The following is a 15973-nucleotide window of genomic DNA, read 5'->3' as shown; positions in this document are numbered from 1 at the left end:
TTGAGAAACATTCGGTGCGCAGTTGAGCGTAGCACAGGACTCCAAGCCCTCAATCGGCAACCGTACGAAATGAGCTGTTAGCGATACGCCCCACAAAAAAACCCCCGGCTCTCACCGGGGGTTCTTCGTTTCAACGGGATGCCGGCCAGCGGCCGGCACTACCCTCAGGCAGCGACCGTCTTGGCCACGTCCTGGTATTCCTCGATCTGGTCGAAGTTCATGTAGCGGTAGATCTCCGCGCCGCTGGCGGCGATCACGCCCACATCGGCCATGTACTCTTCCTTGGTCGGGATGCGGCCCAGACGCGAGCAGATCGCGGCCAGTTCGGCCGAACCCAGGTACACGTTGGTGTTGCGGCCCAAGCGGTTCGGGAAGTTGCGGGTCGAGGTCGACATCGCGGTGGAACCTTCACGGATCTGTGCCTGGTTGCCCATGCACAGCGAGCAGCCCGGCATTTCCATGCGTGCGCCGGTGGCGCCGAAGGTGCCGTACACGCCTTCCTTGGTCAGCTCGGAGGCATCCATCTTGGTCGGCGGGGCCACCCACAGGCGGGTCGGCAGGTCACGCTTGCCTTCCAGCAGCTTCGCAGCCGCGCGGAAGTGACCGATGTTGGTCATGCACGAACCGATGAACACTTCGTCGATCTTGGCACCGGCGACTTCGGACAGGGTCTTCACGTCGTCCGGGTCGTTCGGGCAGGCCACGATCGGCTCGTGGATGTCGGCCAGGTCGATCTCGATGACGGCGGCGTACTCGGCGTCGGCATCCGGCTCCAGCAGCTCCGGATTGGCCAGCCACGCTTCCATCTTCTCGATGCGGCGCTGCAGCGAACGCGGATCCTGGTAACCCTCGGCAATCATCCACTTCAGCAGGGTGATGTTGCTGGTCAGGTACTCGATGATCGGTTCCTTGTTCAGGCGCACCGAGCAACCGGCGGCCGAACGTTCGGCCGAAGCGTCGGACAGCTCGAACGCCTGTTCGACCTTCAGCTCCGGCAGGCCTTCGATTTCCAGGATGCGACCGGAGAAGATGTTCTTCTTGCCGGCCTTGGCCACGGTCAGCAGGCCCGACTTGATCGCATACAGCGGGATCGCGTTGACCAGGTCACGCAGGGTCACGCCCGGCTGCATCTTGCCCTTGAAGCGCACCAGCACCGATTCCGGCATGTCCAGCGGCATCACGCCGGTGGCCGCGGCGAAGGCGACCAGGCCCGAACCGGCCGGGAACGAAATGCCCACCGGGAAACGGGTGTGCGAGTCACCACCGGTGCCGACGGTGTCCGGCAGCAGCATGCGGTTGAGCCAGCTGTGGATCACGCCGTCGCCCGGGCGCAGCGAGACGCCGCCACGGGTGGAGATGAACTCCGGCAGGGTGTGGTGGGTCTTCACGTCCACCGGCTTCGGGTACGCAGCGGTGTGGCAGAACGACTGCATCACCAGGTCGGCCGAGAAGCCCAGGCAGGCCAGGTCCTTCAGCTCGTCACGGGTCATCGGGCCAGTGGTGTCCTGCGAGCCGACCGAGGTCATCTTCGGTTCGCAGTAGGTGCCCGGGCGCATGCCCTGGCCTTCTGCCAGGCCACAGGCGCGGCCGACCATCTTCTGTGCCAGCGAGAAGCCCTTGCCGGTATCGACCGGCTGCACCGGCAGGCGGAACAGGTCGGTCGGGGCCAGGCCCAGCGCTTCGCGCGCCTTGCCGGTCAGGCCGCGACCGATGATCAGCGGAATGCGGCCACCGGCACGCACTTCGTCGAACAGCACTTCGGACTTGACCTGGAATTCGGCGATCACTTCACCGTTCTTCAGCGCCTTGCCTTCGTACGGACGCAGCTCGACCACGTCGCCGTGCTCCATCTTCGACACGTCCAGCTCGATCGGCAGTGCACCGGCATCTTCCATGGTGTTGTAGAAGATCGGGGCGATCTTCGAACCCAGGCAGACGCCACCGGCGCGCTTGTTCGGGATGAACGGAATGTCATCGCCGGTCCACCACAGCACGCTGTTGGTGGCCGACTTGCGCGAGGAGCCGGTACCGACCACGTCACCGACGTAGGCGACCAGGTGGCCCTTCTCCTTCAGCGACAGGATCTGCTGGATCGGGCCGCGCTTGCCGTCTTCTTCCGGGGTGAACGGCGCGTCATCGCGCTTGTTCTTCAGCATCGCCAGCGCGTGCATCGGGATGTCCGGGCGGGTGGTCGCGTCCGGCGCCGGCGACAGGTCGTCGGTGTTGGTCTCGCCCGGCACCTTGAACACGGTGACGGTCAGGCTCTGCGGCACTTCCGGGTTGCCGGTGAACCACTCGGCATCGGCCCAGCTCTGCAGCACGGCCTGGGCGTTGGCGTTGCCGGCCTTGGCCTTTTCCTGCACGTCATGGAACGCATCGAACACCAGCAGGGTCTTCTTCAGACCGTTGGCGGCGATGGTGCCGACGCTGGCGTCGTCCAGCAGCTGCACCAGCGGGGCAACGTTGTAACCGCCGAGCATGGTGCCCAGCAGTTCGGTGGCGCGCTCACGGCTGATCAGCGGGTTCTGCTCGCTGCCCAGGGCGATCGCCGCCAGGTACGAGGCTTTGACTTTGGCAGCGTCATCAACGCCGGCCGGCACGCGGTGGGTCAGCAGGTCGAGCAGGAACTCGGCCTCGCCCTGCGGCGGGTTCTTCAGCAGTTCGATGACATCGGCCGTCTGCTGCGCGCTCAGCGGCAGCGGCGGGATGCCAAGCGCAGCGCGCTCGGCGACGTGGTGGCGGTAGGCTTCCAACATGACAACTCCCGGGTAATGCGTAGGTTGAAAAAACAAAAGTGGGCTCAGGCTTGCGGCACGATCAGCTTCAGGCCCTTGAAGTAGTCGCGGTAAAACGTATCGTTCCAGGTGATCAGGCCGTCGCACTGCAGCAGTGCGTGGGCGCCGACCATGAATTCGTCCAGGCTGCGGCGGCTGCCACTGCGCTGGCGGTGGCGGCGGTGCATCTCGCCGGCGCGCAGCGCCGACTTGGCTTCCATCGGGTTGAAATGCACGCCCATCTCTTCCAGCGCTTCCAGCACCTCGGCGCCGCCGCGCAGCGAGGCGCAGACCTCGGCCAGGGTCGCCCCGCAGACCACCACGCGACCGCCGACCAGGCTCTGCCGCAGGATGGCTTCCACCGCATCGGCCTGCGGGCCATTGCTGAGCAGCTCGACCAGCACCGGTGAATCGACGGCGATCATCACGGCTTATTCCTCGTCACGCACCGCGCGTACCGCTGCGTCGGACGATTCGAAGCCGTCCAGCGCGAACTTGCCGCGCGCCCGTGAAATGGCATCGTCAACACTCTTGCGCAGGATGATGCGGCTGCCGTCCAGCTCGACCTTCAGCAGCGTGCCCTTGGTCAGGCCGAGGGCATCACGCACCGCTTTGGGCAGGGTGATCTGTCCGCGTTCTGCAACAGTGGCTTCCATCGGTAGGCCCTCCAGAGTATGCACAAATTATACATACTTCCCCGGGCATACTTCCACCCTGACCCGGACCGGCACCCCACAAGCCCTTGCCTCGCAAAGGATCGGCCACAAACGTGACATACGCCATACACCTTCCCCTGTAGTCTGGAACCGATGCCGCAGGCCGGAACCGGCCCGGGTGAATCCATTCAGTTTCGGGTTCATACTGGAACCACCGGGGCCACCAAGCCCGCGGCGACCGCAAGCAGGTGCGTCCATGCACGCGCCACTGCAAGCCATCCGCAAGAAGGAGTTACCCCGCATGAGCGATTCGTTCTCCACCCGCAGCCAGCTGAACGTCGGCGGCAAGACCTACGACTACTTCAGCCTGCCCACGCTGGGCCAGCGCTTCGATATCTCCCACCTGCCCTACTCGATGAAGATCCTGCTGGAGAACCTGCTCCGGCATGAGGACGGTGGCGCCACCGTCGGCCCGGATCACATCGAAGCCGTGGCCCGCTGGAACCCGTCCGCCGAACCGGACACCGAAATCGCCTTCATGCCGGCGCGCGTGGTCCTGCAGGACTTCACCGGCGTGCCCTGCGTGGTCGATCTGGCCGCGATGCGCGACGCCGTGGTCAAGCTCGGCGGCTCGCCCGAGCAGATCAACCCGCAGATTCCCTCCGAACTGGTCATCGACCACTCGGTGCAGGTCGATGTGTTCGGCAAGCCCGATGCGCTGGACCTCAACGGCAAGATCGAGTTCCAGCGCAACCAGGAACGCTACGGCTTCCTGCGCTGGGGCCAGAAGGCCTTCGACAACTTCAAGGTGGTGCCGCCCAACACCGGCATCGTCCACCAGGTGAACCTGGAAAACCTGGCCCGCGTGGTGATGACCGCCGACAAGGATGGCACGGCCATCGCTTATCCGGACACCGTCTTCGGCACCGACAGCCACACCACCATGATCAACGGCATCGGCGTGCTGGGCTGGGGCGTGGGCGGCATCGAGGCCGAGGCGGCCATGCTCGGCCAGCCGTCGTCGATGCTGATTCCGCAGGTGGTCGGCTTCAAGCTGACCGGCAAGCTGCCCGAAGGCGCCACCGCCACCGACCTGGTGCTGACGGTCACCCAGATGCTGCGCAAGCTGGGCGTGGTCGGCAAGTTCGTCGAGTTCTACGGTGACGGCCTGCAGCACCTGCCGCTGGCCGACCGCGCCACCATCGGCAACATGGCCCCGGAATACGGCGCCACCTGCGGCATTTTCCCGATCGACGCCGAATCACTGAACTACCTGCGCCTGTCCGGCCGCAGCGAAGAGCAGATCAACCTGGTCGAAGCCTACGCCAAGGCGCAGGGCCTGTGGCACGAACCCGGCAGCCCGCACGCCCAGTACAGCACCACCCTGGAACTGGACATGGGCACGGTGAAGCCGTCGCTGGCCGGCCCGAAGCGGCCGCAGGACCGCGTGCTGCTGGAAGACGTGCAGAAGAACTACCGCGAAGCGCTGGTGGGCATGACCGCCAACCGCGACAAGCGCAGCGAGGATGTGTCCTCGTTCGTCAATGAAGGCGGCGGTGCGGCGGTCGGCAACGAGCAGCTGGCCAAGGGCTTCGCCGACATCGAGATCGAGAACCGCAAGGTACGGCTGAAGGATGGCGCAGTGGTCATCGCCGCCATCACCTCGTGCACCAACACCTCCAACCCGGCGGTGATGATCGGCGCCGGCCTGCTGGCGCGCAACGCGGCGGCCAAGGGCCTGAACCGCCAGCCCTGGGTGAAGACCTCGCTCGGCCCAGGCTCGCGCGTGGTCACCGACTACCTGGAAAAGGCCGGCGTGCTGAAGGAGCTGGAGAAGATCGGCTTCTACGTGGTCGGCTACGGCTGCACCACCTGCATCGGCAACTCCGGCCCGCTGCCGACCGAAGTCAGCGCCGGCATCGCCGCCGGCGATCTGGTGGTCACCTCGGTGCTGTCGGGCAACCGCAACTTCGAGGGCCGCGTGCATCCCGAAGTGAAGATGAACTACCTGGCCAGCCCGCCGCTGGTGGTGGCCTACGCCATCGCCGGCACCACCGACATCGACCTGACCACCCAGCCGCTGGGTACCGGCAGCGATGGCCAGCCGGTGTTCCTGCGCGACATCTGGCCGAGCAACAAGGAAATCGGCGACGTCATCGCCGCCACCATCGGCCCGGAGATGTTCAAGCAGAACTATGCCGATGTGTTCAAGGGTGACACCCGCTGGAACACCATCGCCTCGCCGGACGGCAACCTGTATGAGTGGAGCGACGCCTCCACCTACATCAAGAACCCGCCGTACTTCGATGGCATGACCATGCAGACCGGCAGCATCGATGACGTGCACGGTGCACGCGTGATGGGCCTGTTCGGCGACTCGATCACCACCGACCACATCTCCCCGGCCGGCAACATCAAGAAGGACTCGCCGGCAGGTCGCTTCCTGCAGGAACGCGGCGTGCAGCCGGCCGACTTCAACAGCTACGGCAGCCGCCGCGGCAACGATGACGTGATGGTCCGCGGCACCTTCGCCAACATCCGCATCAAGAACCTGATGTTCGGTGGCGAGGAAGGCGGCAACACCCTGTACTACCCGACCGGCGGTGGCCAGCCGGAGAAGCTGGCGATCTACGATGCGGCCATGAAGTACAAGGCCGACAAGGTGCCGCTGGTGGTGCTGGCCGGCAAGGAATACGGCACCGGCTCGTCGCGTGACTGGGCCGCCAAGGGTACCCTGCTGCTGGGGGTGAAAGCGGTCATCGCCGAGAGCTTCGAGCGCATCCACCGCTCCAACCTGGTCGGCATGGGCGTGCTGCCGCTGCAGTTCCGCAACGGCGAGAACGCGCAGAGTATGGGCCTGGACGGCTCGGAAGTGATCGACATCACCGGCCTGCAGGATGGCGCCAGCAAGCGCGCCACGGTCACTGCCACCAAGGCCGATGGCACGAAGAAGACCTTCGAGGTTTCAGTGATGCTGCTGACCCCGAAGGAGGTCGAATACTTCCGTCATGGCGGCCTGCTGCAGTACGTGCTGCGCCAGTTGGCCAGCAAGTAACGCATCAACGGTAGAGCCGGGCCTGCGCTCGGCCACATCGCCACAGCGTCAGCCGAGCATGGCTCGGCTCTACAAGAAGAAGGGCCGGATCCTCACGGATCCGGCCCTTTTCGTCTGCACACCGTCCCGCCGGCATCAGGTCAGGCGTCAACCCTACAGATCAGGGCCGCACGCCGAACAGGTGCCACGACGTTTTCACTGCGGGGCCCATGGTGTCCAGCGACCACAGGCCTTCCTCCCACTCAAGATGCCCATCCGGCGCATCCTCGTTGAACACTGTCACCGACATCTCACCGGCGGGATGCGGCGTATCCTCGATGCGATAGCACACCGCACCGGCGTTTCCCTGGTAGACATTTGAGAGGAAGCCCTGCGGGCAGCGCACATCCAGCACCCGGTAGCCGCTGCTCTCCTCGCTGGCATAGACATTGGTGTGGATCGAATAGGTCACCAGCCCACCCGGATGTGGTGCCAGCTGCAGGTTCAGTTCTGCCGTTTCACCCAGCGCGATCACCGGGAAGTTCAATTGCACCATCGCGCCCGGCACCGCATGCGCACTCATCGAAAGCGAGACCATCAACGCACAGCTCAGGATTCGGACCATTGCTCAACTCCGGAAATGGATCGTTGAACGATGATTACCGCGAACGGCCCTGCCTGTCTTTCAGAGTGCTACGAAATTCCGTGCGGCCGGGTGCCTCCAGCTGTCCAGCAGCGAACGCTTCACCCTGGGTGGCGTCGACTGCTGGTCGGCCATCCAACAAGAGGGCCGGGTCCTCGCGGATCCGGCCCTTCTGGTTTCTTCGCAGCCTAGCATGGCCTGGCGCTACTGCGTCTCCGGCAACGTCGGGATACGTGCCAGATGCCCGGTCACCGGCGCGGTGCGTCCGGGTCGGTGCGCAGCGCCTTCAGCAGGCCCCACATGTAGAACGCCAGGGTGAACGAGAACGGCAGGCCGCACAGCACCACCGCCGTCTGCATCGCACTGAAGTTGCCGGCCAGCAGCAGGCCGACACTGGCCACGGTGATGCCGGCCGCCCAGAACACGCGCAGCCAGATCGGCGCGTCGTGGCCATCTTCCACGCCATCGTCGACGCGACGGGTGCACAGGTTGGCGATCATCAGCGTGCCCGAATCGACCGGGGTCAGGAACAGCACGAAGCCGATCACCACCGCGGCACCGGCCACGTAAGGCGCGGCAGGCAGGTATTCCAGCAGCTTGAACAGCGTCATCGCCGCATCGTGCTGGGCCACCTCGCCCAGCACCGCCTGGCCGTGGTTGAGCACCAGGTCGATGGCGGTATTGCCGAAGATCGACAGCCACGCCAGGGTGAAGCCGAGCGGGATCAGCAGCACGCCCATGATCACTTCGCGGATGGTGCGGCCACGCGAGATGCGCGCCACGAAAAGGCCCACGAACGGTGCCCAGGCGATCCACCACGCCCAGTAGAACAGCGTCCACGAGCCCATCCATTCACGACCCTTCGGGTCGTTGAGGTACATGTCGAAGCTCTTGCGCACGAACGCGCCCAGATAGTCGCCGGTGTTCTGGATCAGGCCGTCGAACAGGTGCAGGGTCGGGCCGGTGACCAGCACGAACAGCAGCAGGCCGCACAGCAGGCGCACGTTGAGGTTGGACAGCCAGGCGATGCCCTTCTCCACACCCGCCACCACGCCGATGGTGGCCACCACCATCATCACCAGCACGATCGCCACCAGCACCTGCGGCGTGTCCGGAATGTGGAACAGGTAGACCAGGCCGGACTGCACCACCAGCGCGCCGATGCCGAGGTTGGTCACCATCGAGATCAGCGTGGCAAGGATGCCAAAGCCATCGACCATGTCGCCGATGCGGCCATGGATGCGCTCTCCGAAGATCGGGTACAGCGCCGAGCGCAGCGCCAGCGGCAGGTCACGGCGGTAGGCGAAATAGCCCAGCGCCACGCCCACCAGCGCGTACAGCGCCCAGCCGTGCAGGCCCCAGTGCAGGAAGGTCAGCACCATCGCCTCGCGGCCGGCGGCCACGGTACCGCCGGGCTGCCCGGGCGGATTGAGGAAGTGATCCAGCGGCTCGTAAGCGCCGTAGTACAGCAGCGCGATGCCGATGCCGGCCGAGAACAGCATCGACACCCAGGGCACGTAGCCGAAGGCCGGCGATTCCTCGTTGTGGCCCAGGCGGATGCGGCCATACGGCGAGAACGCCAGCCACAGCACGAAGCCCAGGCACAGCACGATCAGCAGCATGTACCACCAGCCGAACGCCGCCGACACCTCGGCCTGCGCCCATTGCAGCCAGTGCTCGCTGCCTTCGGGATAGAGAACGGTGAGCAGCCCGAGGATGCCGATCGACACCGAGGAACTGAAGAACACAAAACGGTTCAAGCGCAGGGGCGAACGCTTGGGATGAGCCAGGGAAGACATGGGGTCGTCTCATCAAGTCCGAGGGAGCACATGGGCGGGGCCGGACCGGTAAACCGGGCCCAAGGCGTGGGGCGCGAGCGCATCCTAGGGTTTATTGATTGAACGTTCAATCAATAAAAAGCATAATGGCGGGCAGCCCGATCCTTCGGGTCGCAATCCGTGGAGAGACAATGCCGAAGAAAGGCGTGGAACCGGTACGGCGCGAGCAGCTGATCCGGGCCACTTTCCAGACCATCGACGAGATCGGCATGGCCGATGCAACCGTCGCCACCATCGCGAAGAAGGCAGGGCTGTCCAGCGGCATCGTCGCCCACTACTTCGGCGACAAGGACGGCCTGCTCAATGCTGCAATGCGGCAGATCCTGCGTGAACTGAAGGACGCCGTTGCGCGCTACCGCGCTGACGTCGGCGATGACCCGCGCGACCAGCTGCGTGCCATCGTCGATGGCAACTTCGATGACAGCCAGATCAACGGCACCGCCATGCGCGTCTGGCTCACCTTCTGGGCCGCGAGCATGCACCAGCCGGAACTGGCCCGGCTGCAGCGCGCCAACGACCAGCGCCTGTTCTCCAACCTGTGCCACCAGTTCAACCGCCTGCTGCCCCACCCGCAGGCCCGCCTGGCCGCCCGCGGCCTGGCCGCGATGATCGACGGCCTGTGGCTGCGCGGCAGCCTGGTCGGCGGCCAGTTCAATGCCGAGAAGTCCCGGCGCATCGCTTACGGCTACATCGACTTCCAGTTGCAGGCTGTCGCGCTATAAGCGCTTCAGCACCCGCCCCCTTCCAAGGAGTACGCCCCCATGACCACCCTGCCCGTCCAACAGCTGTACATCCACGGCCAGCGCGTCGATGCCACCAGCGGCAAGACCTTCAAGTCGGTGAACCCGGCCACCGGTGAGGTGATCGCCGAAGTGCAGGTCGCCAGCCAGGCCGACGTCGAGCGCGCCGTGCAGAGCGCGGCCGAAGGCCAGAAGGTGTGGGCCGCGATGACCGCCATGGAGCGTTCGCGCATCCTGCGCCGTGCGGTCGAGATCCTGCGCGAGCGCAATGATGAGCTGGCCCACCTGGAAACCCTGGACACCGGCAAGGCGCTGGCCGAGACCACCACCGTGGACATCGTCACCGGTGCCGACGTGGTCGAGTACTACGCCGGCCTGGCCACCGCCATCGAAGGCATCCAGCTGCCGCTGCGCGAATCGAGCTTCTTCTACACCCGCCGCGAGCCGCTGGGCGTGGTCGCCGGCATCGGCGCGTGGAACTACCCGATCCAGATCGCCATGTGGAAGTCGGCCCCGGCCCTGGCTGCCGGCAACGCAATGGTGTTCAAGCCGTCCGAAGTGACCCCGCTGACCGCGATCCGGCTGGCCGAGATCTACACCGAAGCCGGCGTGCCGTCCGGCGTGTTCAACGTCGTGCAGGGCCCGGGCCGCGAGATCGGCCAGTGGCTGACCGAGCACCCGGTGATCGAGAAGATCTCCTTCACCGGTGGCGTCGCCACCGGCAAGAAGGTCATGGCCAGTGCCGCCTCTTCGTCGCTGAAGGAAGTGACCATGGAGCTGGGCGGCAAGTCGCCGCTGGTGATCTGCGATGACGCCGACCTCGACCGCGCCGCTGATATCGCGGTGATGGCCAACTTCTTCAGCTCCGGCCAGGTCTGCACCAACGGCACCCGCGTGTTCGTGCCGCGCAGCATGCTGGCCGCGTTCGAAGCCGCTGTTGTCGAGCGCGTCAAGCGCATCCGCATCGGTGACCCGATGGCTGCCGAGACCAACTTCGGCCCGCTGACCAGCTTCCCGCACATGGAAAACGTGCTGCGCTACATCGAAAGCGGCAAGGCCGAAGGCGCCCGCCTGCTGACCGGCGGCGGCCGTGCCACCGAAGGTGCGCTGGCCAACGGCGCTTACGTGCTGCCGACTGTGTTCTCCGACTGCCGCGATGACATGACCATTGTCCGCGAAGAGATCTTCGGGCCGGTGATGAGCATCCTCGCCTACGACGACGAAGACGAAGTGGTGCGCCGTGCCAACGACACCACCTTCGGCCTCGCTGCCGGCGTGGTCAGCAAGGACGTCAGCCGCGCCCACCGCATCATCCACCGCCTGGAAGCCGGCATCTGCTGGATCAACACCTGGGGTGAATCGCCGGCCGAAATGCCGGTCGGCGGCTACAAGGAATCCGGCGTCGGCCGCGAGAACGGCATCTCCACCCTCGGCCACTACACCCGCATCAAGTCGGTGCAGGTCGAGCTGGGCGACTACGCCAGCGTGTTCTGATCGGCGCGCCCTGAGCGCGCCCCATCGTCCGGCCACCGTGCCGATCCGACATTCCGCCGGGACGCCTGCATGCAGCGCGCCCCGGCCTGCAGGAGACACCCATGAGCACCCATAACGAGTACGACTACATCATCATCGGCGCCGGTTCGGCCGGCAACGTGCTGGCCACCCGCCTCACCGAAGATGCCGATGTGAGCGTGCTGCTGCTGGAAGCCGGTGGCCCCGACTACCGGCTCGACTTCCGTACCCAGATGCCGGCCGCGCTGGCCTTCCCGCTGCAGGGCAAGCGCTACAACTGGGCGTACAAGACCGATCCCGAGCCCTTCATGAACAATCGCCGCATGGACTGCGGCCGCGGCAAGGGCCTGGGTGGCTCGTCGCTGATCAACGGCATGTGCTACATCCGCGGCAACGCGATGGACTACGACAACTGGGCCAGCATGCCGGGCCTGGAAGACTGGACCTACCTGGACTGCCTGCCGTACTTCCGCAAGGCGGAAACCCGCGACATCGGCGCCAATGACTACCACGGTGGCGACGGCCCGCTGCGCGTGACCACGCCGAAGGCCGGCAACAACGAACTGTTCGCGGCGATGGTCGAGGCCGGCGTGCAGGCCGGCTACCCGCGCACCGACGACCTCAACGGCTACCAGCAGGAAGGCTTCGGCCCGATGGACCGCACGGTGACCCCGAAGGGCCGCCGTTCCAGCACCGCCCGCGGCTACCTGGACCTGGCCAAGCCGCGCCCGAACCTGACCATCGTCACCCACGCGCTGACCGACCGCATCCTGTTCTCGGGCAAGCGTGCGGTGGGCGTGCAGTGGCTGCACAACGACCAGCCGCAGCGCGCCACCGCGCGCCGCGAAGTGCTGCTGTGCGGCGGCGCCATCGCCTCGCCGCAGATCCTGCAGCGTTCGGGCGTCGGCCCGGCCGACCTGCTGCGCAGCCTCGACATCGACCTGGTGCACCACCTGCCGGGCGTCGGCGCCAACCTGCAGGACCATCTGGAGATGTACCTGCAGTACGAGTGCAAGAAGCCGGTGTCGCTGGCCCCGGCGCTGAAGCTGTACAACCAGCCGGCGATCGGCGCCGAGTGGCTGTTCCTGGGCACCGGCATCGGCGCCAGCAACCAGTTCGAGGCCGGCGGCTTCATCCGCAGCGACGCCGAGTTCGACTGGCCGAACCTGCAGTACCACTTCCTGCCGGTGGCGATCAATTACAACGGCTCCAACCCGATCAAGGCGCACAGCTTCCAGATGCACGTGGGCTCGATGCGCTCGCCCAGCCGCGGCCGCATCCACGTGCGCTCCAAGGACCCGCGCGAACATCCCAGCATCCTGTTCAACTACATGTCGCATGACCAGGATTGGCGCGAATTCCGCGCGGCGATCCGCATCACCCGCGAGATCTTCGCGCAGCCGGCGCTGGCACCGTACAGCGGCCGCGAGATTTCGCCCGGCAGCGCGCTGCAGACCGACGCGCAGATCGATGCGTTCGTGCGCGAGCATGCAGAGACCGCCTACCACCCGTCCTGCTCGAACAAGATGGGCCACGCCGATGATCCGATGGCGGTGGTCGATGGCCAGGGCCGCGTGCACGGCCTGGAAGGCCTGCGCATCGTCGATGCCTCGATCATGCCGCAGGTGGTGACCGGCAACCTCAACGCGCCGACCATCATGATGGCCGAGAAGCTGGCCGACGTGATCCGCGGCCGCACCCCGCTCGCCCGCAGCACCGCGCCGTACTACAAGGCCAACGGCGCACCGGTGCGCAAGCAGGGCTGAGCAGCCCCAGACCGGTAGGTGCCCACCTTGGTGGGCACTGATCCAAGCCCCCCCTCGGAATCCTGTGCCGACCAAGGTCGGCATCTACCGTTGCCGTTTCCGGATCCTGTGCCGACCAGGGTCGGCACCTACCATTGCCGCCTCCGCGAACCCCTCTTCGCGTTTTCCCTACGGCGGGGTATGCTGCAATGACCGGCCATTGTCGATACGCTCAGGGCCGGAACCTAATACATCACGATTCCTGGAGGGGGAATATGAGTCTGGATCGTCCCTGGCTGCAGAGCTATCCGAAAGGCGTTCCCGCCGAAATCGACGTCAACGAGTTCCATTCGGTCGCCTCGGTCTTCGACGCCTCCGTCGCGAAATTCCGCGACCGTCCCGCCTACTCCAGCTTCGGCAAGGTCATCACCTATGGTGAGACCGATGCGCTGGTCACCCAGTTCGCCGCCTACCTGCTGGGCGAGCTCAAGCTCAAGAAGGGTGACCGCGTCGCCCTGATGATGCCCAACTGCCTGCAGTACCCGGTGGCCACCTTCGGCGTGCTGCGTGCTGGCCTCACCGTGGTCAACGTCAACCCGCTGTACACCGCACGCGAACTCAAGCACCAGCTGGTCGATGCCGGTGTCAGCGCGCTGGTGGTGGTCGACAACTTCGGCGACACCGTCCAGCAGGTCATCGCCGACACGCCGGTCAAGCACGTGATCACCACCGGCCTGGGCGACCTGCTCGGCGCCAAGGGTGCGATCGTCAACTTCGTGCTGAAGTACATCAAGAAGATGGTGCCCAACTACCACGTCAAGGGCGCGGTCCGCTTCAAACAGGCGCTCAAGCTGGGCAGCCGCCACACGCTTCCGAAGGTCGAGATCGACCACGACGACATCGCTTTCCTGCAGTACACCGGCGGCACCACCGGCGTGGCCAAGGGCGCGATGCTGACCAACCGCAACCTGATCGCCAACATGCAGCAGGCGTCGGCGTGGCTGTCCACCTCGGGCATCGAGCCGGGCAAGGAAGTCATCATCACCGCCCTGCCGCTGTACCACATCTTCGCGCTGACCGCGAACGGCCTGGTCTTCATGAAGTTCGGTGGCTGCAACCACCTGATCACCAACCCGCGTGACATGAAGGGCTTCGTCAAGGAGCTGAAGGGCACCCGCTTCACCGCCATCACCGGCGTCAACACGCTGTTCAACGGCCTGCTCAACACCCCCGGCTTCGACGAGATCGATTTCTCTTCGGTCAAGTTCACCCTGGGCGGCGGCATGGCGGTGCAGCGCGCGGTGGCCGAGCGCTGGAAGAAGACCACCGGGGTCACCCTGGTCGAGGCCTACGGCCTGACCGAAACCTCGCCGGCGGCCTGCATCAACCCGCTCACCCTGCCCGAGTACAACGGCTCGATCGGCCTGCCGATCCCGTCCACCGATGCCTGCATCAAGGACGACAACGGCAACATCCTGCCGCTGGGCGAAGTCGGTGAGCTGTGCATCAAGGGCCCGCAGGTGATGAAGGGTTACTGGCAGCGCCCGGATGAAACCGAAAAGGCCATCGATGCCGACGGCTGGCTGCACACCGGCGACATGGCGAAGATGGACGAGCACGGCTTCTTCTACATCGTCGACCGCAAGAAGGACATGATCCTGGTGTCCGGCTTCAACGTGTACCCGAACGAGGTCGAGGACGTCATCGCGATGATGCCGGGCGTGCTGGAGGTGGCCGCAGTCGGCGTTCCGGACGAGAAATCCGGCGAAGTGGTGAAGGTCGTGATCGTGAAGAAGGACCCGAACCTGACCGCCGAAATGGTCAAGGAGCACGCGCGGGCAAACCTGACCGGATACAAGCACCCCAGAATCGTAGAATTCCGAAAAGAGCTGCCGAAGACCAACGTCGGCAAGATTCTCCGTCGCGAGCTGCGTGATACGCCCGCCCAGTAAGGGTTTGCGGGCAAGCAGGCAGAACAGGGGCCCCGCCGGCGACGGCGGGGCTTTTTCATTGCCGGAACATGGCCGGCCCAGCGCTTGCGGGCGGTTCACGACGGGTGCATAGAATCAGTCGCCGCCGCACGTTCAGCTCGCCCCCTCACTCTTCTCCGTCCGCTCTGCGGTTGGCCGGACGGTCACACGGAGAACTTCCATGTCCGCAGTACGCCCCATCATCACCCGCCCCGCCCAGCACCCTACCCTGCGTATCACCGAGGAACTGGAGCGGAATGTCTACTGGATCCACATGCACGCCAACCTGGTCAACCAGCCGGGCCGGCCGTGCTTCGCTTCGCGCCTGGTCGATGACATCGTCGACTACCAGCGCGAACTGGGCGATCGCCTCAGCGCCTCGCATGTTCTGTCACCCCATGTCGTTCTGGCCTCGGACAGCGACGTGTTCAACCTGGGCGGCGATCTCGAACTGTTCTGCCGCCTGATCCGCGAAGGGGATCGCGCCCGCCTGCTTGACTACGCGCAGCGCTGCGTGCGCGGCGTGCATGCCTTCCATGCCGGTCTTGGCGCCCGCGCGCACAGCATCGCGCTGGTCCAGGGCAATGCACTCGGTGGCGGCTTCGAAGCGGCGCTGAGCTGCCACACCATCGTCGCCGAGGAAGGCGTGCTGATGGGCCTGCCGGAGGTGCTGTTCGACCTGTTCCCCGGCATGGGCGCCTACTCCTTCCTGTGCCAGCGGATCAGCCCGCGCCTGGCCGAGAAGATCATGCTGGAGGGCAATCTCTACACGGCCCGCCAGCTCAAGGAGATGGGCCTGGTGGACATCGTCGTGCCGGTCGGCGAAGGCGTGGCCGCAGTGGAACAGGTGATCAAGGACAGCAAGCGGATTCCGCACGCCTGGGCGGCGATGCGCGAAGTCAACGAGATCGCCACCATGGTGCCGCTGCACGAAATGATGCGGATCACCGAGATCTGGGTCGACACCGCCATGCAGCTCGGCGAAAAGTCCCTGCGTACGATGGATCGGCTGGTGCGGGCGCAGGCCCGGCGCAATGGCGACCCGGCCTGACAGCCCGGCG

Annotated in this window: 11 protein-coding genes; 6 read left to right on the top strand and 5 right to left on the bottom strand. The window is 65.6% G+C overall.

The genetic code is table 11. The annotated features are described in order from the left end of the window. Positions 1-164 precede the first annotated feature (164 nt). The 3 genes from acnB to K5L94_RS10825 are packed head-to-tail and all read right to left on the bottom strand — an operon-like array spanning position 165 to position 3430. The gene (gene acnB / locus K5L94_RS10835; RefSeq protein ID WP_274512585.1) at positions 165-2756 is read right to left on the bottom strand and encodes a bifunctional aconitate hydratase 2/2-methylisocitrate dehydratase; all 2592 of its coding nucleotides are present in this window, start codon (positions 2754-2756) and stop codon (positions 165-167) included. 44 nt (positions 2757-2800) lie between these two features. Further along, a complete protein-coding gene (locus K5L94_RS10830) occupies positions 2801-3199 on the bottom strand; it encodes a type II toxin-antitoxin system VapC family toxin (RefSeq protein ID WP_008267153.1) in 399 nt (132 codons plus the stop codon). A gap of 6 nt (positions 3200-3205) precedes the next feature. Beyond that, the gene (locus tag K5L94_RS10825; RefSeq protein WP_005409505.1) at positions 3206-3430 is read right to left on the bottom strand and encodes an AbrB/MazE/SpoVT family DNA-binding domain-containing protein; all 225 of its coding nucleotides are present in this window, start codon (positions 3428-3430) and stop codon (positions 3206-3208) included. Positions 3431-3731: 301 nt separating this feature from the next. On the opposite strand from K5L94_RS10825, the gene acnA reads away from it, so the two are divergent. Continuing rightward, entirely contained in the window at positions 3732-6485 is a 2754-nt protein-coding gene (gene acnA, locus K5L94_RS10820) for an aconitate hydratase AcnA (protein ID WP_274512584.1), read from the top strand. Between the two features lie 160 nt (positions 6486-6645). Here the strand turns inward: acnA and K5L94_RS10815 are convergent, their stop codons facing one another. Next, positions 6646-7089, bottom strand: coding sequence for a hypothetical protein (locus K5L94_RS10815; protein ID WP_053449654.1), 444 nt, complete (start codon positions 7087-7089; stop codon positions 6646-6648). A 266-nt stretch (positions 7090-7355) separates the two neighbouring features. Further along, positions 7356-8906 (bottom strand): BCCT family transporter, encoded by a 1551-nt coding sequence (locus tag K5L94_RS10810; RefSeq protein WP_006441902.1) that lies wholly within the window; start codon positions 8904-8906, stop codon positions 7356-7358. Between the two features lie 170 nt (positions 8907-9076). Between K5L94_RS10810 and betI the strand changes: the two genes are divergently transcribed. The 5 genes from betI (at position 9077) to rpfF (ending at position 15963) form a co-directional block, all read left to right on the top strand. Beyond that, the gene (gene betI / locus K5L94_RS10805) at positions 9077-9667 is read left to right on the top strand and encodes a transcriptional regulator BetI (RefSeq protein ID WP_049455864.1); all 591 of its coding nucleotides are present in this window, start codon (positions 9077-9079) and stop codon (positions 9665-9667) included. A 39-nt stretch (positions 9668-9706) separates the two neighbouring features. Next, positions 9707-11179: a betaine-aldehyde dehydrogenase gene (betB, locus tag K5L94_RS10800; protein WP_274512583.1), complete on the top strand. Its 1473-nt coding sequence runs from the start codon at positions 9707-9709 to the stop codon at positions 11177-11179. A 101-nt stretch (positions 11180-11280) separates the two neighbouring features. After that, entirely contained in the window at positions 11281-12963 is a 1683-nt protein-coding gene (gene betA / locus K5L94_RS10795) for a choline dehydrogenase (RefSeq protein ID WP_006441623.1), read from the top strand. Positions 12964-13217: 254 nt separating this feature from the next. Next, entirely contained in the window at positions 13218-14894 is a 1677-nt protein-coding gene (locus K5L94_RS10790; RefSeq protein WP_008265257.1) for a long-chain fatty acid--CoA ligase, read from the top strand. A 199-nt stretch (positions 14895-15093) separates the two neighbouring features. Then, positions 15094-15963 (top strand): diffusible signal factor synthase RpfF, encoded by an 870-nt coding sequence (gene rpfF, locus K5L94_RS10785; RefSeq protein ID WP_053449650.1) that lies wholly within the window; start codon positions 15094-15096, stop codon positions 15961-15963. The last annotated feature ends 10 nt before the right edge of the window (positions 15964-15973 follow it).

Source organism: Stenotrophomonas forensis, assembly GCF_028752115.1.
Lineage (GTDB): Bacteria > Pseudomonadota > Gammaproteobacteria > Xanthomonadales > Xanthomonadaceae > Stenotrophomonas > Stenotrophomonas forensis.
The sequence above is the reverse complement of the archived record's forward strand: the minus strand, read 5'-3'. Positions and strand labels throughout refer to the sequence as shown.

Coding starts and splice junctions, on each gene's coding strand:
- acnB (WP_274512585.1), bottom strand. CDS start 2,756: ATGTTGGAAGCCTACCGCCACCACGTCGCCGAGCGCGCTGCGCTTGGC.
- K5L94_RS10830 (WP_008267153.1), bottom strand. CDS start 3,199: ATGATCGCCGTCGATTCACCGGTGCTGGTCGAGCTGCTCAGCAATGGC.
- K5L94_RS10825 (WP_005409505.1), bottom strand. CDS start 3,430: ATGGAAGCCACTGTTGCAGAACGCGGACAGATCACCCTGCCCAAAGCG.
- acnA (WP_274512584.1), top strand. CDS start 3,732: ATGAGCGATTCGTTCTCCACCCGCAGCCAGCTGAACGTCGGCGGCAAG.
- K5L94_RS10815 (WP_053449654.1), bottom strand. CDS start 7,089: ATGGTCCGAATCCTGAGCTGTGCGTTGATGGTCTCGCTTTCGATGAGT.
- K5L94_RS10810 (WP_006441902.1), bottom strand. CDS start 8,906: ATGTCTTCCCTGGCTCATCCCAAGCGTTCGCCCCTGCGCTTGAACCGT.
- betI (WP_049455864.1), top strand. CDS start 9,077: ATGCCGAAGAAAGGCGTGGAACCGGTACGGCGCGAGCAGCTGATCCGG.
- betB (WP_274512583.1), top strand. CDS start 9,707: ATGACCACCCTGCCCGTCCAACAGCTGTACATCCACGGCCAGCGCGTC.
- betA (WP_006441623.1), top strand. CDS start 11,281: ATGAGCACCCATAACGAGTACGACTACATCATCATCGGCGCCGGTTCG.
- K5L94_RS10790 (WP_008265257.1), top strand. CDS start 13,218: ATGAGTCTGGATCGTCCCTGGCTGCAGAGCTATCCGAAAGGCGTTCCC.
- rpfF (WP_053449650.1), top strand. CDS start 15,094: ATGTCCGCAGTACGCCCCATCATCACCCGCCCCGCCCAGCACCCTACC.